Origin of the sequence: Streptomyces kurssanovii, assembly GCF_040677245.1 — a bacterium.
In the GTDB taxonomy this organism is placed as follows: Bacteria; Actinomycetota; Actinomycetes; order Streptomycetales; family Streptomycetaceae; genus Streptomyces; species Streptomyces kurssanovii.
In genome coordinates this window covers 1-20,016 of the sequence record NZ_JBFAQK010000073.1, presented here as the reverse complement: position 1 = coordinate 20,016, position 20,016 = coordinate 1, and the positions used below count along the sequence as shown (strand labels likewise).

The 20,016-nt window shown below is 70.7% G+C and carries 16 protein-coding genes; 9 read left to right on the top strand and 7 right to left on the bottom strand.

Annotated features, from left to right (window positions below):
• Nucleotides 1-15 precede the first annotated feature (15 nt).
• A complete protein-coding gene (locus AB0K36_RS31390; RefSeq protein ID WP_189472554.1) occupies nucleotides 16-474 on the bottom strand; it encodes a PaaI family thioesterase in 459 nt (152 codons plus the stop codon).
• 67 nt (nucleotides 475-541) lie between these two features.
• Nucleotides 542-2,821, bottom strand: a complete 2,280-nt coding sequence (locus AB0K36_RS31385) for an FdhF/YdeP family oxidoreductase (protein WP_364600715.1) — start codon at nucleotides 2,819-2,821, stop codon at nucleotides 542-544.
• Nucleotides 2,822-2,953: 132 nt separating this feature from the next.
• Between AB0K36_RS31385 and polA the strand changes: the two genes are divergently transcribed.
• Nucleotides 2,954-5,662, top strand: a complete 2,709-nt coding sequence (polA, locus tag AB0K36_RS31380; RefSeq protein ID WP_364600713.1) for a DNA polymerase I — start codon at nucleotides 2,954-2,956, stop codon at nucleotides 5,660-5,662.
• Nucleotides 5,663-5,742: 80 nt separating this feature from the next.
• Here polA and AB0K36_RS31375 read toward each other — a convergent pair whose 3' ends face one another.
• Entirely contained in the window at nucleotides 5,743-6,600 is an 858-nt protein-coding gene (locus AB0K36_RS31375) for a DUF4184 family protein (protein WP_364600711.1), read from the bottom strand.
• A 211-nt stretch (nucleotides 6,601-6,811) separates the two neighbouring features.
• Here AB0K36_RS31375 and AB0K36_RS31370 point away from each other — a divergent pair, with 211 nt between their 5' ends.
• The 3 genes from AB0K36_RS31370 (at nucleotide 6,812) to pgfA (ending at nucleotide 9,791) form a co-directional block, all read left to right on the top strand.
• Nucleotides 6,812-8,524, top strand: coding sequence for a lytic transglycosylase domain-containing protein (locus tag AB0K36_RS31370; RefSeq protein WP_364600709.1), 1,713 nt, complete (start codon nucleotides 6,812-6,814; stop codon nucleotides 8,522-8,524).
• 131 nt (nucleotides 8,525-8,655) lie between these two features.
• Nucleotides 8,656-8,793, top strand: a complete 138-nt coding sequence (locus tag AB0K36_RS31365; protein ID WP_364600707.1) for an SPW_0924 family protein — start codon at nucleotides 8,656-8,658, stop codon at nucleotides 8,791-8,793.
• A gap of 8 nt (nucleotides 8,794-8,801) precedes the next feature.
• Nucleotides 8,802-9,791: a cell envelope lipid trafficking protein PgfA gene (gene pgfA, locus AB0K36_RS31360; protein WP_364600705.1), complete on the top strand. Its 990-nt coding sequence runs from the start codon at nucleotides 8,802-8,804 to the stop codon at nucleotides 9,789-9,791.
• Between the two features lie 40 nt (nucleotides 9,792-9,831).
• Here pgfA and hrpB read toward each other — a convergent pair whose 3' ends face one another.
• Nucleotides 9,832-12,318 carry an ATP-dependent helicase HrpB gene (gene hrpB / locus AB0K36_RS31355; RefSeq protein WP_364600703.1) on the bottom strand — a complete coding sequence of 829 codons (2,487 nt, stop codon included), beginning with the start codon at nucleotides 12,316-12,318 and terminating at the stop codon, nucleotides 9,832-9,834.
• 261 nt (nucleotides 12,319-12,579) lie between these two features.
• Nucleotides 12,580-13,383 (bottom strand): class I SAM-dependent methyltransferase, encoded by an 804-nt coding sequence (locus AB0K36_RS31350; RefSeq protein ID WP_364600701.1) that lies wholly within the window; start codon nucleotides 13,381-13,383, stop codon nucleotides 12,580-12,582.
• Between the two features lie 364 nt (nucleotides 13,384-13,747).
• Between AB0K36_RS31350 and rpsA the strand changes: the two genes are divergently transcribed.
• Nucleotides 13,748-15,250: a 30S ribosomal protein S1 gene (gene rpsA, locus AB0K36_RS31345; RefSeq protein WP_005318902.1), complete on the top strand. Its 1,503-nt coding sequence runs from the start codon at nucleotides 13,748-13,750 to the stop codon at nucleotides 15,248-15,250.
• Nucleotides 15,251-15,350: 100 nt separating this feature from the next.
• On the opposite strand, the gene AB0K36_RS31340 is transcribed toward rpsA, so the two are convergent.
• On the bottom strand, nucleotides 15,351-16,310 hold the full coding sequence (locus AB0K36_RS31340) for a right-handed parallel beta-helix repeat-containing protein (protein WP_364600699.1): 960 nt from the start codon (nucleotides 16,308-16,310) through the stop codon (nucleotides 15,351-15,353).
• A gap of 292 nt (nucleotides 16,311-16,602) precedes the next feature.
• On the opposite strand from AB0K36_RS31340, the gene AB0K36_RS31335 reads away from it, so the two are divergent.
• From AB0K36_RS31335 to AB0K36_RS31325, 3 genes are all read left to right on the top strand, one after another.
• The gene (locus AB0K36_RS31335) at nucleotides 16,603-17,541 is read left to right on the top strand and encodes a PAC2 family protein (protein ID WP_189472532.1); all 939 of its coding nucleotides are present in this window, start codon (nucleotides 16,603-16,605) and stop codon (nucleotides 17,539-17,541) included.
• A gap of 107 nt (nucleotides 17,542-17,648) precedes the next feature.
• Nucleotides 17,649-18,263 (top strand): dephospho-CoA kinase, encoded by a 615-nt coding sequence (gene coaE / locus AB0K36_RS31330; protein WP_364600697.1) that lies wholly within the window; start codon nucleotides 17,649-17,651, stop codon nucleotides 18,261-18,263.
• A gap of 81 nt (nucleotides 18,264-18,344) precedes the next feature.
• Nucleotides 18,345-18,710, top strand: coding sequence for a tetratricopeptide repeat protein (locus tag AB0K36_RS31325; protein ID WP_159693049.1), 366 nt, complete (start codon nucleotides 18,345-18,347; stop codon nucleotides 18,708-18,710).
• A 37-nt stretch (nucleotides 18,711-18,747) separates the two neighbouring features.
• On the opposite strand, the gene AB0K36_RS31320 is transcribed toward AB0K36_RS31325, so the two are convergent.
• Complete coding sequence (locus AB0K36_RS31320; protein ID WP_364600730.1) at nucleotides 18,748-19,005, bottom strand: DUF6343 family protein; 258 nt, start codon at nucleotides 19,003-19,005, stop codon at nucleotides 18,748-18,750.
• 185 nt (nucleotides 19,006-19,190) lie between these two features.
• Here AB0K36_RS31320 and AB0K36_RS31315 point away from each other — a divergent pair, with 185 nt between their 5' ends.
• Nucleotides 19,191-19,670: a DoxX family protein gene (locus AB0K36_RS31315; protein ID WP_364600695.1), complete on the top strand. Its 480-nt coding sequence runs from the start codon at nucleotides 19,191-19,193 to the stop codon at nucleotides 19,668-19,670.
• The last annotated feature ends 346 nt before the right edge of the window (nucleotides 19,671-20,016 follow it).

The following is a 20,016-nucleotide window of genomic DNA, read 5'->3' as shown; positions in this document are numbered from 1 at the left end:
TTCGCGGGGGACGGTTCAGCCCTGGGCGTCGCGGAGCAGGCAGGTGAGCCGTGCGGTGCAGACGCGCTTGTCGTGCTCGTCGGTGATCACGATCTCGTAGGTGGCGGTGGAGCGGCCGCGGTGGACGGGGGTGGCGACCCCGGTGACCATTCCGGAGCGGGCGCCGCGGTGGTGGGTGCAGTTGAGGTCCACGCCGACGGCGATCTTGGAGGGGCCGCCGTGCAGCATGGAGCCGACGGAGCCGAGGGTCTCGGCGAGGACGGCGGAGGCGCCGCCGTGCAGCAGGCCGTACGGCTGGGTGTTGCCCTCGACGGGCATCGTGCCGACGACCCGGTCCGCTGCGGCCTCGATGATCTGTACGCCCATGCGCTCGCCCAGGTGCCCGGCGGAGAAGAGCGCGGGCAGGTCCACCCCGAGCTCGGCGTACTCGTCGATGACCTCTTGCGGGAACTTCACGGTGGTCTGCTCGCCCATGCCGGCTCCGATCGTATGACTGTCTGGTCCTGTGGTCGTCTGCTCGTCCTGCTGCCTGAGCGAACGCTTAGACGGTTGGTGATTGTTCCAGACGTACGATCACGGACTTGCTGGCGGGGGTGTTGCTGGTGTCGGCGGTGGAGTCCAGCGGGACCAGCACATTGGTCTCCGGGTAGTACGCGGCGGCGCAGCCGCGTGCGGTGGGGTAGTGGACGACGCGGAAGCCGGGGGCCCGCCGCTCCACGCCGTCCTTCCATTCGCCGACCAGATCGGCGTACGAGCCGTCGGCCAGATCGAGCTCGCGGGCGTCCTCGGGGTTGACCAGGACGACCCTGCGGCCGCCCTTGATGCCGCGGTAGCGGTCGTCGAGGCCGTAGATCGTGGTGTTGTACTGGTCGTGCGAGCGCAGGGTCTGCAGCAGCAGCCGGCCCTGGGGGACTTCGGGGTACTCGACGGGCGCGGCGGTGAAGTTGGCCTTGCCGGTGGCGGTGGGGAAGCGGCGCTCGTCGCGCGGGCCGTGCGGCAGGGTGAAGCCGCCGGGGCGGGCGATCTTCGCGTTGAAGTCCTCGAAGCCGGGCACCACGCGCGCGATCCGGTCGCGGATCGTGCTGTAGTCCTGTTCGAAGTCTTCCCAGGGTGTGGTGGAGGAGGGGCCGAGCACGGCGCGCGCCATCCGGGCGACGATCGCGGGCTCGGACAGCAGGTGGGGGCTCGCGGGGGTGAGGTTGCCACGGGAGGCGTGGACCATGCCCATCGAGTCCTCGACGGTCACCACCTGCCTGCCGCCCGCCTGGATGTCCTTGTCGGTACGGCCGAGGGTGGGCAGGATCAGCGCCCTGCGGCCCGTGACCGTGTGCGAGCGGTTGAGCTTGGTGGACACGTGCACGGTCAGCCGCGCGCGGCGCATCGCGGCCTCTGTGACCTCCGTGTCGGGGCTCGCCGCCACGAAGTTGCCGCCCATGGCGAAGAAGACCTTCGCCTTTCCGTCGCGCAGCGCCTCGATGGACCGCACGACGTCGAGGCCGTGGTGGCGCGGCGGGGCGAAGTCGAACTCCTTCTCCAGGGCGTCCAGGAAGGCGGGCGCCGGCCGCTCGAAGATGCCCATGGTCCGGTCGCCCTGGACGTTGGAGTGCCCTCGGACGGGGCAGACGCCCGCTCCCGGGCGGCCGATGTCGCCGCGCAGCAGGAGGAAGTTGACGACCTCGCGGATGGTGGCGACGGAATGCTTGTGCTGGGTGAGGCCCATCGCCCAGCAGACGATGGTCCGGCGGGAGTCGAGCACCATCCGCAGGGCCTGCTCGATCTCGTCACGGCCGAGGCCCGTCGCGGCGAGGGTGGCGTCCCAGTCGGCGGCCCGTGCAGCGGCCGCGAAGTCCTCGAAGCCCTCGGTGTGCTCGCGTACGAACTCCTCGTCGACCGCGCCGCCCGTCTCCAGGATCAGCTTGTTGAGGAGACGGAACAGGGCCTGGTCGCCGCCGATGCGGATCTGGAGGAAGAGGTCGTTCAGCGCCGTGCCCTTGAGCATGCCGCGCGGTGTCTGCGGGTTCTTGAACCGCTCGAGGCCGGCCTCGGGCAGCGGGTTCACCGAGATGATCTTCGCGCCGGAGGCCTTGGCCCGCTCCAGCGCGCTGAGCATCCGGGGATGGTTGGTGCCCGGGTTCTGCCCGGCGACGATGATCAGGTCCGCCTGGTGCAGGTCCTCCAGCGAGACGCTGCCCTTGCCGACGCCGATGGTCTCCGTGAGCGCCGAGCCGGAGGACTCGTGGCACATGTTGGAGCAGTCGGGCAGGTTGTTCGTACCGAACTCGCGGGCGAACAGCTGCAGCAGGAACGCCGCCTCGTTGCTGGTGCGGCCGGAGGTGTAGAACAGCGCCTCGTCCGGGGATTCGAGGGCCCGCAGTTCCTCCGCGATGATCGCGAAGGCCCGCTCCCAGGTCACCGCCTCGTACCGCTCGGCGCCCTCGGGGAGATACATCGGCTGTGTGATCCGGCCCTGCTGGCCCAGCCAGTAGCCGCTGCGGCTCGCGAGATCGGAGAGCGGGTGCGCGGCGAAGAAGTCGGGCGTCACCCGGCGCAGGGTCGCCTCCTCCGCGACCGCCTTCGCGCCGTTCTCGCAGAACTCGGCGACATGGCGCTTGTCGCCCTCCGGCCAGGCGCAGCCCGGACAGTCGAAGCCGTCCTTCTGGTTGACCTTCATCAGGGTGCGGGCGGTGCGGCCCACTCCCATCTGCTGCTGCGCGACGCGCAGCGTGTGGCCGATGGCGGGCAGGCCGGCCGCCGCATGCTGCGGCGCCGCGACCTGCGGGGCGTCCTGGACCGGGTCCCCTGCGGGCGGCTTGCTGGCCATCACGCTCTCCTTCGAGCCGTGCCTGTGCGATACATCTGCCGTACATGTCCGATCCTGTCACGGGCCTCCGACAAACGGTGAGCCCAGGCCGGGCGGTCGGGATTGTCAGCGGTGCATGGCAGGATCGGGGTCGTGGCTGAGACGGCATCGAAGAAGACGGCAGACAACCGACCGCGCCTGCTCCTCATGGACGGGCACTCCCTCGCGTACCGGGCGTTCTTCGCGCTGCCCGCGGAGAATTTCACGACCGCGAGCGGCCAGACGACCAACGCGATCTACGGCTTCGCGTCGATGCTTGCGAACACCCTGCGTGACGAGGCGCCCACGCATTTCGCGGTGGCCTTCGACGTCTCCCGCAAGACCTGGCGGTCTGCCGACTTCCCGGAGTACAAGGCGAACCGCTCCAAGACGCCCGACGAGTTCAAGGGCCAGGTCGAGCTGATCGGCGAGCTCCTCGACACGATGAACGCCGAGCGGTTCGCGATCGACGGCTTCGAGGCGGACGACGTGATCGCCACCCTCGCCACCCAGGCGGAGGCCGCGGGCTTCGAGGTGCTGATCGTCACCGGCGACAGGGACTCGTTCCAGCTGGTCAGCGAGCACACCACCGTGCTGTACCCGACCAAGGGCGTCTCCGAGCTGACCCGCTTCACCCCGGCGAAGGTCGAGGAGAAGTACGGCCTCACCCCGCAGCAGTACCCGGACTTCGCCGCACTGCGCGGCGACCCGTCCGACAACCTGCCCGGCATCCCCGGCGTCGGTGAGAAGACCGCCACGAAGTGGATCAACCAGTTCGGTTCGTTCGCGGCGCTCGTCGAGCACGCGGACGAGGTCAAGGGCAAGGTCGGTCAGGCGCTGCGCGACCACCTGGAGGCCGTCAAGCTCAACCGCCACCTGACGGAGCTGGTGCGCGACGTGGAGCTGCCGAAGGCCGTCACCGACCTGGAGCGCGCACCCTACGACCGGACGGCGCTGAAGGGCTTCCTCGAGGTCCTGGAGATCCGTAACCCGAGCCTGCGGGAGCGGCTGCTCGCGGTCGACCCCGGAGCCGCGGAGGAGGAGCCGCCGGCCCCCGAGGCGGGTGTGGAGCTCGACGGCACCGTGCTCGGAGCCGGCGAGCTGGCGTACTGGCTGGAGCAGCACGGCAAGCAGCCGCTCGGCGTGGCCACCGTCTCCGCGTGGGCGCTGGGCGTCGGCAGCGTCAGCGAGATCGCGCTGGCGGCCGCCGACGGCAAGGCCGCCTGGTTCGACACGACCCAGCTCGACGAGACCGACGAGCGGGCGTTCGCCTCGTGGGTCTCCGACCCGTCCCGGCCGAAGGTCATGCACAACGCCAAGGACGCGCTGCGGGTCTTCCCCGAGCACGGCTGGGAGATCGCCGGCGTGACCATGGACACGGCGCTCGCCGCCTACCTGGTCAAGCCCGGCCGCCGCTCGTTCGCCCTGGACGCGCTGTCCATCGAGTACCTGCACCGTGAGCTGGCCCCCGCCGCGGCGGACGGGCAGCTGGCGTTCGGCAGCGACGAGCAGGCCGAGGCCGACGCGCTGATGTCCCAGGCCCGCGCGGTCCTGGACCTCGGCGAGGCCCTCGGCGGGAAGCTGAAGGAGGTCGGCGCCGTCGAGCTCCTGCACGACGTCGAGCTGCCCACCTCCCTGCTGCTGGCCCGGATGGAGCGGCACGGCATCGCCGCCGACCGCGCCCACCTCGAGGCCATGGAGCAGCAGTTCGCGGGCGCCGTGCAGCAGGCCGTGAAGGAGGCGCACGCGGCGGTGGGCCACGAGTTCAACCTCGGATCCCCCAAGCAGCTCCAGGAGGTCTTCTTCGGCGAGCTGAACCTGCCGAAGACGAAGAAGACCAAGACCGGCTACACCACGGACGCCGACGCGCTCGCGTGGCTCGCCGCGCAGACGGAGCACGAGCTGCCCGTCATCATGCTGCGCCACCGCGAGCAGGCCAGGCTCCGCTCGACGGTCGAGGGCCTGATCAAGACCATCGCCGCCGACGGCCGCATCCACACCACGTTCAGCCAGACCGTCGCCGCGACGGGACGCCTGTCCTCCACCGACCCGAACCTGCAGAACGTGCCGGTGAGGACGGACGAAGGCCGCGCGATCCGGCGCGGATTCGTCGTCGGCGAGGGCTACGAGTCCCTGATGACCGCCGACTACAGCCAGATCGAACTGCGGGTCATGGCCCACCTGTCGGAGGACGCGGGCCTGATCGAGGCGTTCACCTCCGGCGAGGACCTGCACACGACCGTCGCCTCCCAGGTGTTCTCGGTCGAGCGGTCCGCCGTCGACGCGGAGATGCGGCGCAAGATCAAGGCGATGTCGTACGGGCTGGCCTACGGACTCTCGGCGTTCGGCCTCTCCCAGCAGCTGGGCATCGAGCCCGCCGAGGCGCGGGTCCTGATGGACACCTACTTCGAGCGGTTCGGCGGCGTGCGGGACTACCTGCGGCGCGTCGTCGACGAGGCGCGGGCCACCGGCTACACGGCGACGATGCTCGGCCGGCGGCGGTATCTCCCCGACCTCAACAGCGACAACCGGCAGCGGCGCGAGTCCGCCGAGCGGATGGCGCTCAACGCACCGATCCAGGGCACCGCGGCGGACATCGTCAAGGTCGCCATGCTCAACGTGGACCGGGCACTGAAGGACGCGAAGCTGTCGTCCAGGCTGCTGCTCCAGGTCCACGACGAAATCGTCCTGGAGGTCGCCCCCGGTGAGCGCGAGCAGGTCGAGACACTGGTGCGCCACGAGATGTCCTCGGCCGTCTCGCTCCGCGCCCCGCTGGACGTCTCGGTCGGCTCGGGCCCGGACTGGGAGTCGGCAGCCCACTGACGCCTGCGGCACGCCCCCGGTGGGGGCGTGCCGCCGCTCGCGTCCGGCAGCTCCGGCCCGGCCCCGTGCTCAGGGAGCCGTCACCCCTGACGCACGCCGCGCTCCGGGAGCGGCGGTGCCTCTGAGGTCTCGGGAACCGGTCCCCGCCCGCGCCCGCGCACCCGCGCCGCCGTGGCGTACAGCACCAGCCCCACGGCCAGCCCCGCCCCCGCCCCGAAGCATGCCGTCGGGATGATGTCGAGCGGCGTCTCGATCCGGCCCCAGTACTGGTACCAGCGCACACAGCGGTGTACGACGCCCGCCAGGACGCACACCGTGATGAGCCCTGCCGCCGACAGCCGGGCCCGGCGGCGGAGCAGCATCACGGGCGCCTCCGGGGACGCCGGCGCACGCCGCAGCGCCGACGCCGTGAACCACACCAGCGCGACCAGAGCCACGGCCGAACTGCCGTACTGCGTGTACGTGTAGAGCGGGAAGCCCCCGATGACCTCCCCGAGGACCGGCATCATCCGCACGCCCCACCGGTCGAAGTGGGTGAACGCGTCCCACACCACATGCGTACTGGCCCCGATCACCGCCGAGACGTAGAACCACAGGGCCGCGCTGACCGGCGGCCGGACCCTCGGCCGCCCACGCAGCAGTGTGTACACCCGGCCCTGCTGTGCCGCCGGCAGCAGCGCGACGAGCGGGTCCCGCATCAGCAGCCAGAGGCCGACGAGTGCCGCGGTGATGGCGACGTCGACAGTCAGCACGCCCAACACCCCGTGCGTCACGTCCCCGTAGCCCATCGCGTCGGGAAGGACGCTTGCCGCGAAGTACGTCGTGTCCGGTGCGAACGACCCGAGGACGAGTGCCGAGGCGTACAGGGGACCGCGCGCGGTCCCGTTCCTCCTCAGGCCCGGCAGCACCGCCGCGGCGTGGCTGATGGTGAACGGCATGGCGACGCCCCCTGTGACCGATGTTGATCAGTGGGTCCAGTATGCGTGACGCCCTGCGGCGAGGGGTGTCCGGAATCCGGCGACGAGCAGTAGGTGGCGAAGTAGTGAAAACCGGTCAGTGCACGGTGTCCCGATGTCTCAAGGTGCACTAGGGTCACGTGAGTCCGCGCTGGGGAGCGCGGACAGCAGCTGATGGGGAGGGAACAGACGTATGGCAGCGCAATTCGGCCGCCGGCTGCGCAGGGGAGCGACGACGACGGCGGTTGCCGCCGCTGCCGTGGCCGCACTCTCCGCGTCACAGGCGCCCGGCGTCACGTCCGCCACCTCGGGCACCGGGCAGGAGGCGTCGGACGCTGCCCCGCCACCCGGCACGCCGGTGACCGGAAACTCCCCGTACTACACGGACCTCCCGCCACTGAACACTCCCGACAAGCCCGGCACTTCGGGCGATCTGCCGGAACTGGGCGTGGGTGAGGCCGGTATACCCGCTTCCGTTCTCGCCGCCTACAAGCAGGCCGAGCAGACCATCGCCGCGTCCGACCCGGGCTGCCGGCTGCCCTGGCAGCTGCTCGCCGCCATCGGCAAGGTCGAGTCCGGTCAGGCCAGGGGCGGCAGGGTCGACGCGAACGGCACGACGCTCACCCCGATCCTCGGCCCCGTCCTCAACGGCGTCGGCTTCGCGAACATCTCGGACTCCGACAACGGCGCCTACGACGGCGACAAGGTGCACGACCGTGCCGTCGGGCCGATGCAGTTCATCCCGCAGACGTGGGCGACCTGGGGCCAGGACGCCAACGCCGACGGCCGCAAGGACCCCAACAACATCTACGACGCGGCGCTCGCCGCGGGCCGCTATCTCTGCGCCAACGGCCGCGATCTCGGCAACAAGGACGACCTCGACCAGGCGATCCTCGGCTACAACCACTCGCGGGAATACCTGCGCACGGTGCTGTCCTGGTTCGAGTACTACAAGCGCGGCGCCCACCAGGTCCCCGACGGGGCGGGCGTGCTCCCGGTGGGCGACGGTCCCGACAGCTCGGGTCCACTGCCGACGCCGAGCCCCACACCGACGCCGAGCCCGTCGAAGCCCGCGCCGAAGCCGACGCCGAGTCCCACACCGAACCCGTCGGACCCCGCCCCCACTCCCACGCCGACGCCCACTCCCACGCCGACCCAGCCCCCGACGTCCACTCCGGCCCCCGCACCCGTGAGCCGTATCGAGGACGCGGGAACCGGGACGCTGACGGCCGTGGCCGGCAGGCAGTTCACCGAGCGGGTCACGGTCCGCGCGGAGAACGCGAAGGGCGGGCCCGTCACCAAGGTGGCCGTCCGGTTCATGATCGTCGGTGACACCGACACCCGCTTCGCCGATGGCCGCACAGAGGCCGTCGTGGCCACGGGTGCGGACGGCACGGTCAGCGCCCCGGCGCTGGTCGCGGGGGAGCGGACCGGTGCCTTCACGGTGCGGGCCACCGTCGTCGAGCGTGCCCTGCCCGGTGTCGAGTTCAAGGCCACCGTCACCGAGCGGGAAGCGGACAGCATCGTCCGGACCGACACCAAGGCCCTGACGGCCACCGCCGGCGGCGAGTTCGCGGACGTCATCCGCGTCAGGGCCGCATGCGACGGCGTCGCCGCCTCCGGTGTCGCGGTCTCCGCCACGATGATCGTCTCCAAGGAGACCGGGGCGGAGAACGACAAGGGGCCGTACTTCAAGAACGCCGACGGCACGGTCGTCCGCACCCTGACCGGGCTCCGCACCGGCGCCGACGGTGTGCTCGAGCTTCCGAAGGTCTTCGCCGACGGCAATCAGGGCACCTTCGTCCTCCGGCTCACCGCTCCCGGCGGCGGCAGCCTGGACATCGAACTCCAGGTGACGGCACCGGCGAGCGCGACCCCGTCGCCCTCCCCGTCGACGACCCCCTGACCCAGCGCTTGCCCGCACCGCCCCTGCCCCGCCCGCCGGGACAGGGGCGGTGCTGTGTGTTCTCTTCTTCCGGCGGCATTGCTACGGTGCCCGGACCTGACGACCTATCAGTTCTGTCCGGGAGGCCGAGTATGCGCGCCCTCGCCGCCGCAGCCGTCGGACTCGCCGCCGCCCTCGCCCTCGTACTCACCGTCACGGCGATCGGCGCCCCCACCGGCGAGACCTCGCCCGAGCCGCTGCTGACCACCGTCCCCGGCCCCAAGGACTGAGGGTCACCATGCGCAGCAGAGCGGGCCTCGTACTCGTCGCCCTGGCCGTCTTCCTCGCCGCCCTGTCCCCGCTGCTGCGCTGGTACGCCTTCCCGCGGCTCGCCAAGATCCCCGCCGGCCAGTACCAGGAGATGGTGCTCGAGGCGAAGCCCGCGACGCTCCTCGACTACGGCACCCTCCAGGCGAAGAAGGTCGAGAAGGTCACCATCGTCCAGACCCTCAAGGGCAACGTGGAGGAGTCCGAGCGGATCGAACGCACCGCCGGCCGCGACGTCGTCGTGTGGGACTCCCTCTCCTACATCCAGGGGCCCGACGGCGCGATGGTGTCGCAGATCCCCGAGCGGTACATCTTCGACGCGCACACCCAGGAGCCGGTGCACGCCACCGGCGAGTCCGTCGACGGCGACGCGGTGCGGCGCGAGGGCATCGAATTCAAGTGGCCGTTCCTCACCGAGAAACGGGACTACGTGTACTTCGATGCCCAGGCCCGGACATCCGCCCCCATCCACTACAAGGGCACCCGGCAGTTCCGCGGTCTGGAGGTGTACTACTTCGAGCAGACCATCCCGTGGACCAAGGTGCCCTACCCGAAGAGGATGCCGATCCCCGGGATCGACGCGACCACGCTCGAGAAGCAGACCGGCACCACCCGCTGGTACACCACCAAGCGCATGTTCTGGGTGGAGCCCGTCACCGGAGCACCCGTCAACGGTGAGGAGATCCACCGGGAGGAACTGCGCGGCGGCTCCCTGCTCGGTGGGCGCGACAAGGTCACCGCGTTCGCCGGGCACGTGAAGATGCGCCCCGACTACGTCGACTCCACGGTCGAGCTGGTCACCTCCCAGCGCGGTACGGTCCTGCTCCTGACCTCCTACCTCCCGTGGGGGTTCCTCGCCGGCGGCGCCGGACTGCTGGCACTCGCCCTGTGGCTGGAGGCACGCGGCCGCCGTCCTGACCCAGCGGGCGGTGCCCCGGCTGCGGAGCCGCTCAGGGTCTGAACCCCGGGCGCTCCGTTGCCCGAGTCGGGCCCGGAGCCGTTCAGGGCCTGAGCCGCGCCTTCGTGTGGCGCGTCGGTTCCGCCGTCGCCGGATCCTCGGGCCAGGGGTGCTTCGGATACCGGCCGCGCAGCTCCGCCCGCACCGCCCGGTAACCCTCACGCCAGAACGAGGCCAGATCCGCGGTGACCGCCGCCGGCCGCCCGGCGGGGGACAGGAGATGCACCACCACGGGTACGCCGGCGACCTCCGGCGTCTCGCGCAGCCCGAACAGTTCCTGGAGCTTCACCGCGAGCACCGGCTGCTCCCCGCCGTACTCGACCCGTATCCGTGACCCGCTCGGCACCTCGATCCGCTCCGGCGCGAGCTCGTCCAGCCTGGCCGCGTCGCCGGTCGCCCACGGCAGCAGCCGCTGCAATGCCTGACCGGCCTGGACGCGGCCGAGGTCCGCCCGCCGCCGGGCGCGGGACAGCTCCGGCTCCAGCCACTCGTCGGCCCGATCGAGCAGCCCGGTGTCCGACACGTCCGGCCACGGCGGGCCCAGCACCCTGTGCAGGAAGGCGAGCCGCTCCCTCAACCCGTGCGTCTCGCGCGTCCAGTGCAGCAGCCCGAGTCCTTCCCGACGCAGCCCCTCGAGCAGCGCCTGCCGTACCAGTCCGGGGTCGGGCGCGCTCAAAGGGCGTACGGACAGCTCGACCGCACCCAGCCGCTCCACGCGCCGGGCCACGACGTCGCCGTCCTCCCAGTGGACGTCCTCGCTGCCGGAGAGGAGATGGGAGGCGGCGTGGCGGGCGCCCTCCTCGTCGAGCACGGCGGCGAGCCTGATCCGCGCGGACACGGCGGTGGCAGGGCGGTCGGCGACGGCGACCGCCAGCCAGGGCGCGTCGCGCAGTGCCGACCCCGCGTCGAGCCGGCCGCCGGTGCCGGAGGCCATCAGAAACGCCCCGTCCCCACGCCGCCGTGCCACCCGCTCGGGGAACGCGAGTGCGGCGACGAGGCCCGCGACGGCGTCGTCGCCGGACGGCCCTGCCGGGTGCCCCGCGCCGCCGCCGAGTGCCGACTCCAGCCGACGCGTCTCCGCACGCCACCGCGCCCCGTACGCGTCGTTGCCGCGCCGGGCCGCGCGCCAGGCACCGGCCAGGTCGTCCCCGTACTCCCGCGGTGGTTCGTCGCTCAGCAGCGCCACCACCTCGGCCGCGCGCCGGGCGCCCACATGCGCGGAGCCGTCGAGGAGAGCCCGGGCCAGCCGCGGATGCACGCCCAGCCGCGACAGCCGGGTGCCACGGCCGGTGGCCCTGCCCGAGGCGTCGACCGCGCCGATCGCGCCGAGCACGGAGCGGGCGGCGGCCATCGCGCCCGGCGGAGGAGCGTCCAGCAGGGCGAGACCGGCGGCTGCCGGGTCGCCCCAGCACGCCACGTGCAGCGCGAACGCCGTCAGATCCGCGACCTTGATCTCCGGGGCGGGGAAACGCGCGAGCCGGGTGTCCTCCGCCTCCGTCCAGCAGCGGTACACCGTGCCGGGCCCCTCGCGGCCGGCCCTGCCCGCCCGCTGGCGGCCGGAGGCCTGCGAAGCCCGCACGGTCGTGAGGGCACTCAGGCCCCGCGCGTGGTCGGTGCGAGGCTCCCGCGCGAGCCCGGAGTCCACGACGACGCGCACTCCCGGCACGGTCAGTGACGATTCGGCGACCGACGTCGCGAGGATCACCCGGCGGGTGTCGCCGCCGGAGAGCACCGCGTCCTGGACGGCCGTCGGTGCTCGGCCGTGCACCTGGAGGACTTCCGCGTCCACCCCGGCGAGCTGCCCGGCCACCCGGCCGATCTCACCCACGCCCGGGAGGAAGCAGAGCACGTCCCCCTCACGTTCCTCGAGCGCCCTGCGCACCACCGAAGCCACATGCGTCAGCAGCACGGGATCGACCCGCATGCCGTGCGGCGGCCGCACCGGACGGGCCGGAGGGGCCCAGACGACCTCGACCGGGTGCGCGACGCCCTCGGCCCGCACCACCGGCGCGTCACCGAGGAGCCGCGCCCACCCTGCGGCGTCCGTCGTCGCAGAGGCCGCCAGGAGCCGCAGCTCCGGGCGCAGGGTGTCGCGTACATCCAGCAGGAAGGCGGCGACGGTGTCGGCGTCGAGATGGCGCTCGTGGCACTCGTCGAGCATCACCGCGTCCACACCGGTCAGCTCCTGGTCGCGCTGCAGCCGTTGCAGCAGCACGCCGGTGGTGACCACCTCCACGACGGTCTGCGGACCCACCACGCGCTCACCCCGGACGGTGAAGCCCACCCGGCCGCCCACCTTCTCGCCGAGGAGCCATGCCATCCGCCGCGCCGCCGCGCGGGCCGCTATCCGGCGTGGCTCCGCGACCACGACCCTGGCGCCGGTCTCTGCGAGGACCAGCGGCACCAGCGTGGTCTTGCCGGTGCCCGGCGGAGCGCACAGCACGGCCGTGCCGTGCTCGTCGAGCGCGCCGAGCAGCTCGTCGACGGCATGGCGGACGGGAAGGCGGTCGATTGCGTCGTTTCGGATCACGGGCTCAGTCTCGTACGTCCCGGCGAACCGCGGACGCGGCCGTCCACAGCCCCGGTGCGCTTGTATGACATTCCCGCGCCGCGTGGCCATTCCGTGAGGCGAAGCCTCCCCGCCGCACGGTCCTGCCCGCGCTACACGGTCCTCCGACCGCGCCGCGCGGCCTCCCGGCGCCGCCGTCGGCAGCGGCGCCGGGACCGCGAGGAACATGGCGTACCGCGAGGAACATGGCCTACAAGGGGGATCCTCGCGTGCGCCGCGTGGTCAGTCCCGCTCGCAGACGAAGATCGCCGTTCCCGGGATCAGGTTGCCGCGCAGCGGGGACCAGCCACCCCATTCCTGGCTGTTCCAGGCGGGCCACTCGGGCTCGACCAGGTCGACCAGGCGGAAGCCCCCGGCCACCACGTCCCGCACCCGGTCGCCCAGCGTCCTGTGGTGTTCCACGTAGACCGCCCGGCCCTCCTCGTCCTGCTCCACGTAAGGGGTGCGGTCGAAGTACGAGGCGGCCACCGACAGGCCCTCCGGCCCCGGCTCGTCGGGGAACGCCCAGCGGATCGGGTGGGTGACGGAGAAGACCCACCGCCCGCCGGGCCGCAGCACCCGCCTGACCTCCCGGAACACCCGCACCGGGTCGGCGACGAACGGAACCGCCCCGTAGGCGGAGCACGCCAGGTCGAAGGAGCCGTCCCGGAACGGCAGCACGCCCGCGTCCGCCTCCACCAGCGGCACCTCTCCGCCGATGCGCAGCGCGTGCTGCAACTGGCGGTGGGAGAGGTCGAGCGCCACCGGCCGGGCGCCCTGGGCGGCGAGCCATCGTGAGCACTGGGCGGCGCCGGCGCCGATCTCCAGGACGTCCAGTCCCTTCAGAGAACCGGCAGGACCGAGCAGCGCCGCGTCCGCCTCGTCGAGACCTTCGGGGCCCCATACGAACCAGTCGTCGCCCAGGAACGTGCCGTGTTCGCTCTGGTACTCGTCGGCGTTCCGGTCCCACCAGCCGCGGCTCGCCCGGCTGCTCTCCGCATCCCCGGTACTACGGCGGGTCGCTTCCGGTTCAAAATCTTGGCTCATCGTCACCGTCGTTGTAGTTTGCGTTCCAGCGCGCCGAGAACCGGGCTTCGAAAGACGCCATCGTGGCCTCGGCGAACAAGAGTTGTGCCGGAATTGCGGCCTTCCGCCCCGGGTGTGCGCCTTCGCGCATTGACCGTGTCCGGCTGCCCCCGTATGCTACAAGTTGCGCTGCGAGCCTGCGCGCCTCAGACCGAGCAGGCCGCGCTCGCATCTGTATGTATCCCTCGGTTCACGAGGCGCCTCCAGAGATCCTTCGGATCGCTCGGCCGACGCTTCGAAGGCTGTCCGGTTATGCAGCTGCGACACCGGCTCTCGGCGTAGCAGTACCTACGACTTCAATGTCCGTACCGGAGCCCTTTCCCACATGACGAGCAGCACCGAGACCACCGCCACCACCCCGCAGGTTGCGGTCAACGACATCGGTAACGAGGAAGCCTTCCTCGCCGCGATCGACGAGACGATCAAGTACTTCAACGACGGCGACATCGTCGACGGCGTCATCGTGAAGGTCGACCGGGACGAGGTCCTGCTCGACATCGGTTACAAGACCGAAGGTGTCATCCCGAGCCGCGAGCTCTCGATCAAGCACGACGTCGACCCGAACGAGGTCGTCAAGGTCGGCGACGAGATCGAGGCCCTTGTCCTTCAGAAGGAGGACAAGGAAGGCCGCCTGATCCTCTCGAAGAAGCGCGCCCAGTACGAGCGTGCCTGGGGCACCATCGAGAAGATCAAGGAAGAGGACGGCATCGTCACCGGCACCGTCATCGAGGTTGTCAAGGGTGGTCTCATCCTCGACATCGGCCTCCGTGGCTTCCTGCCGGCCTCCCTCGTCGAGATGCGCCGTGTCCGCGACCTCCAGCCCTACGTGGGCAAGGAGCTCGAGGCGAAGATCATCGAGCTGGACAAGAACCGCAACAACGTGGTCCTGTCCCGCCGCGCCTGGCTCGAGCAGACCCAGTCCGAGGTGCGCCAGACGTTCCTCACCACCCTGCAGAAGGGCCAGGTCCGCTCCGGCGTCGTCTCCTCGATCGTCAACTTCGGTGCGTTCGTGGACCTGGGCGGCGTCGACGGTCTCGTCCACGTCTCCGAGCTGTCCTGGAAGCACATCGACCACCCGTCCGAGGTTGTCGAGGTCGGCCAGGAAGTCACCGTCGAGGTTCTCGACGTCGACATGGACCGCGAGCGTGTCTCCCTGTCGCTGAAGGCGACGCAGGAGGACCCGTGGCAGCAGTTCGCCCGGACCCACCAGATCGGTCAGGTCGTCCCGGGTAAGGTCACCAAGCTCGTTCCGTTCGGTGCGTTCGTCCGCGTCGACGAGGGCATCGAGGGTCTGGTCCACATCTCCGAGCTGGCCGAGCGCCACGTGGAGATCCCGGAGCAGGTCGTCCAGGTCAACGACGAGATCTTCGTCAAGGTCATCGACATCGACCTCGAGCGCCGCCGCATCAGCCTCTCGCTGAAGCAGGCCAACGAGTCCTTCGGTGCCGACCCGGCCTCGGTCGAGTTCGACCCGACCCTGTACGGCATGGCCGCGTCGTACGACGACCAGGGCAACTACATCTACCCCGAGGGCTTCGACCCGGAGACCAACGACTGGCTGCCGGGCTTCGAGTCCCAGCGCGAGGCGTGGGAGACGCAGTACGCCGAGGCGCAGCAGCGCTTCGAGCAGCACCAGGCCCAGGTCATCAAGTCCCGCGAGGCCGACGAGGCCGCCGCTGCCGAGGGTGGCACCGCTGCCCCGGCCGGTGCCCCCGCGGGTGCCTCCGGCGGTTCGTACTCCTCGGAGTCGGACGACAACTCCGGCGCCCTGGCGTCGGACGAGGCGCTTGCCGCCCTGCGCGAGAAGCTGGCCGGCGGCCAGAGCTGACGCTCTGCCCCGACAGCTGACCAGCTGAAGTAAGGCCCGCTCCCCATGGGGGGCGGGCCTTACCGCTGTCCCGGTCGGACAGCCGTGTGTGCCAGGGCGGCTACGGTGTGACCGCGATGTTCGTCAGGCCCTTGCCTCCGGTCACGGTGTTGCTCGCGTAGACGGTCGTGCGGCAGCTCGAACTCTGGTTGGTGACATTGACGGCGAGCTGCTTGGAGCCGGTGGCGCCGCGCAGATCGGAGTCGTTGCCGCGGAAGACGGTGCCGCAGCCCCAGCCGCTCTGCTGGGTGTGGGTCTCGTAGCCGTTGTTCGTCGTGTTCCTGCCGGTGTTGTTCTCCACGAGGACGTTGTTGCCCTTCACGTCGACCCAGGAGTCGTCGTAGTTCGCGCCGGTCAGACCGCGACCGTCGAAGGTGTTCCCGACGATCTTCGCGCCGGTCGTGCCCTCCTTGATGTCGACGGCTTCGCCGCCGACGTCCGGCCCGATGGTGTTGTTCAGGATCTGTGCGTTGTCGCTCCGGTCGGAGGTGCCGCCGGCCGAACCGACGTACACGCCCTCGCCCATGCCCCGGCCGTCGTTCCCGGTGTCGTAGATGCGCGAGTTCTTGATGACGCCGTTGCGGCTGGAATTGCGGAAGTGGACGCCTTCCATGTCGAGGCCGTGGACGGTCACCGAGTCGATGACGACACCGTCGGCGGTGTCCGTCATGATGCCCTTCTGCCCGCCGGTGACCGTGATGCCCTTGACCGTCCAGTACGAGGCGCCGTTGAGGTGGAGTCCGTAGCCGCCGCCCGCCTTGAGCACGGCTCGAGACGACCCTGCCAGCGTGATACGGGAGCTCGACGTACCGTCCACGGTGGTCTTGAAGTTGCCGGTGTACGTGCCGTCGGCGAGCTGGATCGTGTCACCGGGGCGAGCTGCCGTGAGGGCGGCCTTCAGCTCGGTGGCGGTGTCCACGTCGATGACCGAGGCGGCATCGGCCGGGGTGGCCAGCAGGGACAGCCCGCCGGCCGCGAGCAGGGAGGCGAGCAAGGAGGGGAGCAGTCTTCTGGGGCGCATGGGGGGTGCCTTCCCGTCGGTCCGAGGTGGGGACAGTCCTCGTACGGTTCTCGTACGTGAACATCGGGTGGGTTTCTGAACGCGCGCGTTGACCCGTGACGGTAGGGACGGGGCCATGGGGTGTCAAGGTCCGTACCAAACCCCGCTCCAGCGGCACACATCCGAACTGCCCGGCGGCAGTGGGACGTTCGGGACCGGCGGTCACGGGAAGGCGACGTGAGGGGAGAGGGACCGGGAATGCAGGTGTACCGGCGCGCGTTCTTGTCTTCGAACACGAGGAGGAGCGGTAATCGTGCTTGATCCGCAGGGTTTGTACGAGTGGGAGCCGAAGGGCCTCGCGGTCGTCGACATGGCGCTCGCGCAGGAGTCGGCCGGCCTGGTCATGCTGTACCACTTCGACGGCTACATCGACGCGGGAGAGACCGGCGAGCAGATCGTCGACAACCTGCTGGAGACGCTTCCCCACCAAGTGGTGGCGCGGTTCGACCACGACAGGCTCGTGGACTACCGGGCCCGGCGCCCGCTGCTGACCTTCCGCCGTGACCGCTGGTCCGGCTACGACACCCCCTCTCTGGAGCTCAGGCTCGTCCAGGACGCCACCGGTGCACCGTTCCTGCTGCTCTCCGGTCCTGAGCCGGACGTCGAGTGGGAGCGTTTCGCGGCCGCGGTGGGCCAGATCGTCGAGCGGCTCGGTGTGCGTCTCGCGGTCAACTTCCACGGCATCCCCATGGGCGTCCCGCACACCCGCCCCGTGGGCATCACCCCTCACGGCAACCGCACCGACCTCATGCCCGGCCACCGCAGCCCCTTCGACGAGGCGCAGGTACCGGGCAGCGCGGAGGCGCTCGTCGAGTACCGCCTCATGCAGGCAGGGCGCGACGTACTCGGCGTGGCCGCCCATGTGCCGCACTACGTGGCCCGCTCCTCGTACCCGGACGCGGCACTGACCGTCCTGGAGGCCATCACGGCCGCCACAGGGCTCGTGCTGCCCGGAATCGCGCACTCGTTGCGGACCGAGGCGCACCGCACCCAGACCGAGATCGAGCGGCAGATCGGGGAGGGCGACGAGGAGCTCGTCGCCCTCGTGCAGGGACTTGAGCACCAGTACGACGCGATGGCGGGTGCGGAGACCCGCGGCAGCCTTGTCGCGGAGGCCGTGGACCTGCCGTCGGCGGACGAGATCGGCCGGGAGTTCGAGCGCTTCCTCGCGGAGCGTGAGGGCGACGCCTAGCCGGTCCGTTCCGGACGGCGGCGGACACGGGGGAGGCCACCCGCACAGGACGTGGGGCTTCCGGGCGGGCCCAAGCCGCGGCGAAGCGCTCGCGTAGGCTGCGGCCCATGCTGACAGTGGGTCTGACCGGCGGTATCGGCGCCGGCAAGAGCGAAGTGTCCCGGCTGCTGGCCTCCTACGGGGCGGTCGTGGTCGATGCCGACAAGATCGCCCGCGAGGTCGTCGAGCCCGGTACCCCCGGGCTCGCCGCCGTCGTGGACGCCTTCGGCACGGAGATACTGGCCGCCGACGGCAGCCTGGACCGTCCGAAGCTCGGCTCGATCGTCTTCGCCGACCCCGAGCGTCTCGCCGCCCTGAACGGCATCGTGCACCCCTTGGTCGGCGCCCGCTCCCGTGAACTGGAGCAGGCGGCCGGCCCGGACGACGTGGTCGTCCACGACGTGCCGCTGCTCACGGAGAACAAGCTCCAGTCCCTGTACGACCTGGTCATCGTGGTGGACGCGTCGCCGAAGACCCAGCTGGACCGGCTCGTACGGCTGCGCGGCATGACGGAGAGCGAAGCGCGCTCGAGGATGGCTGCGCAGGCCACGCGTGAGGAGCGGCTGGCCATCGCCGATCTCGTCATCGACAACGACGGACCGTTGGAGGAGCTGGAGCCCCAGGTACGCGAGGTGTGGCACGAGCTGACCCGCCGCGCGGCCTCGGGCCAGGCGCGGAGCTGACCACCGCCCGACGCGCCCGCCGGCCGGAATAGCGCCGAACCGCCCCGTGTTGGAACGGATCAGTCAGGGAAGGATGCGAGCGTGTCGAACAGCAACCCGGAAACGCACGTCATCGACTTTCGTGCTGCCGAGCAGCTCCTGGCCGCGCGGGATCCGCGCGGAGCCGTCAAGCTGCTCGACTCGGTGATCGCGGCCCACCCCGAGAACACGGCGGCCCGTCTGCTGCGCGCACGAGCGTTCTTCCTGTCGGCCCAATTGCGTCCGGCGGAGCTCGAATTCGAGCTCGTACTCGAGCGTGAGCCGGACAACGCGTTCGCCCACTTCGCCCTCGCGCGGACCTTCGAGCGGGCGGGCAAGCCCGAGCAGGCCAAGCGACACTTCCGGCTGGCGGCGGCCCTGGATCCCAATCCGGAGTATCTGAAGGCCGCCCGGTTCGACACGGAGTGACATCCGCAGGAACGGCAGGGACAAGGATCCGGACGGCTCAGCCGCGGTCGGGATCGTACGGCGGCACGTCACGGCCCGGCTGGTAATGAGGGCCCTGCCGGATGTGCCGCACGACCAGGATCAGGTCGACGGTCGCGACGACGAAGAGCACCCCGCACACGACGGCCCAGCCGGACCGGTCCACCATCGCGAAGGCGATCGTGCCGCCGGCCGTCCAGATGAGACCCCACACGCCGAGCCAGAAGCGCATCCGCAGAGGACTGCGCGCGGTGACGGGTTCACTCCCAGTACGCATCGGCATCACGTCTCCCTCTCCCAGGATGCACCTGTCGTGATGCTTGCCCCCGTTCCTCGCGGACGCCCGCTCTTCTCTGTCAGCGGCGATGACTTTTCGTGCCCATGGCGGTCTGACTGTGTGAAAGCGCTACGGAATCCGAAGCGCCGACACGTCCCCATCACCTCTCGCACGAGGAGACAGTCATGTCCGCCAGCACTCCCACCACGCCCGCCGCCTCCGTCGCGCCCGCTTCCGCCGCTTCCGTGGCTTCCCTCGGCACGGTGGCCGCCGCGGGGCCGGGTCGGCGCACCCACCTCGCCGTACGAACGCTGCAGATCGTGCTCGCGCTGTTCCTCGCGGTCGCGAGCGCCGGCCCCAAGCTCGTGGGGCACTCCTCCGCGGCGGAGGGGTTCGACAGAATCGGTTACGGCGACTGGTACATGTACCTGGTGGGTGGTCTCGAACTGGCAGGCGCGGTGGCCCTGGTGATCCCGATCCTGTCCGGGCTCGCGGCCTTGGCGCTGATGGGACTGATGATCGGCGCGTTCGTGACACAGCTGACCGTGTTCGACGGGGAGAACGCCCTCACTCCGGTGATCTTCTTCGTGCTGCTCGCCGTCGTCGCCGTTGTCCGCCGCCGCCACAACTCCGAACTCGTCGCCTTTGTGCGCGATCGTTTCTGAGAGCGGCACCGGCCATGTGGCGCGGCAAACCTCTGCGCTCACAAGGGACTTCCCAGAAACACCGCAGTTCGACGGAGATCCACGCAAGGGCACGGGAATCGGCAAGGATCTACCAACTGACGGCTCGTCTGGAAAGAAGGATGACCTCAACCCTCTTGGGACTGGGACCAAGAAGGACTTGCCAACGGTTGGTCAGAGCCCAGCTGGAAGTACGCCAAACGGAAGCGGGATCGGGAAAGCGCCGCCCTCTGCGGGAATCACATCGCCGCCCTCCTCGGCGTCGTCTCCTGGGCGTCCGTCCATGCCGTCAGTGCCGTCCTCGCCTGGTGGTGGTTCGTCGCCGTTG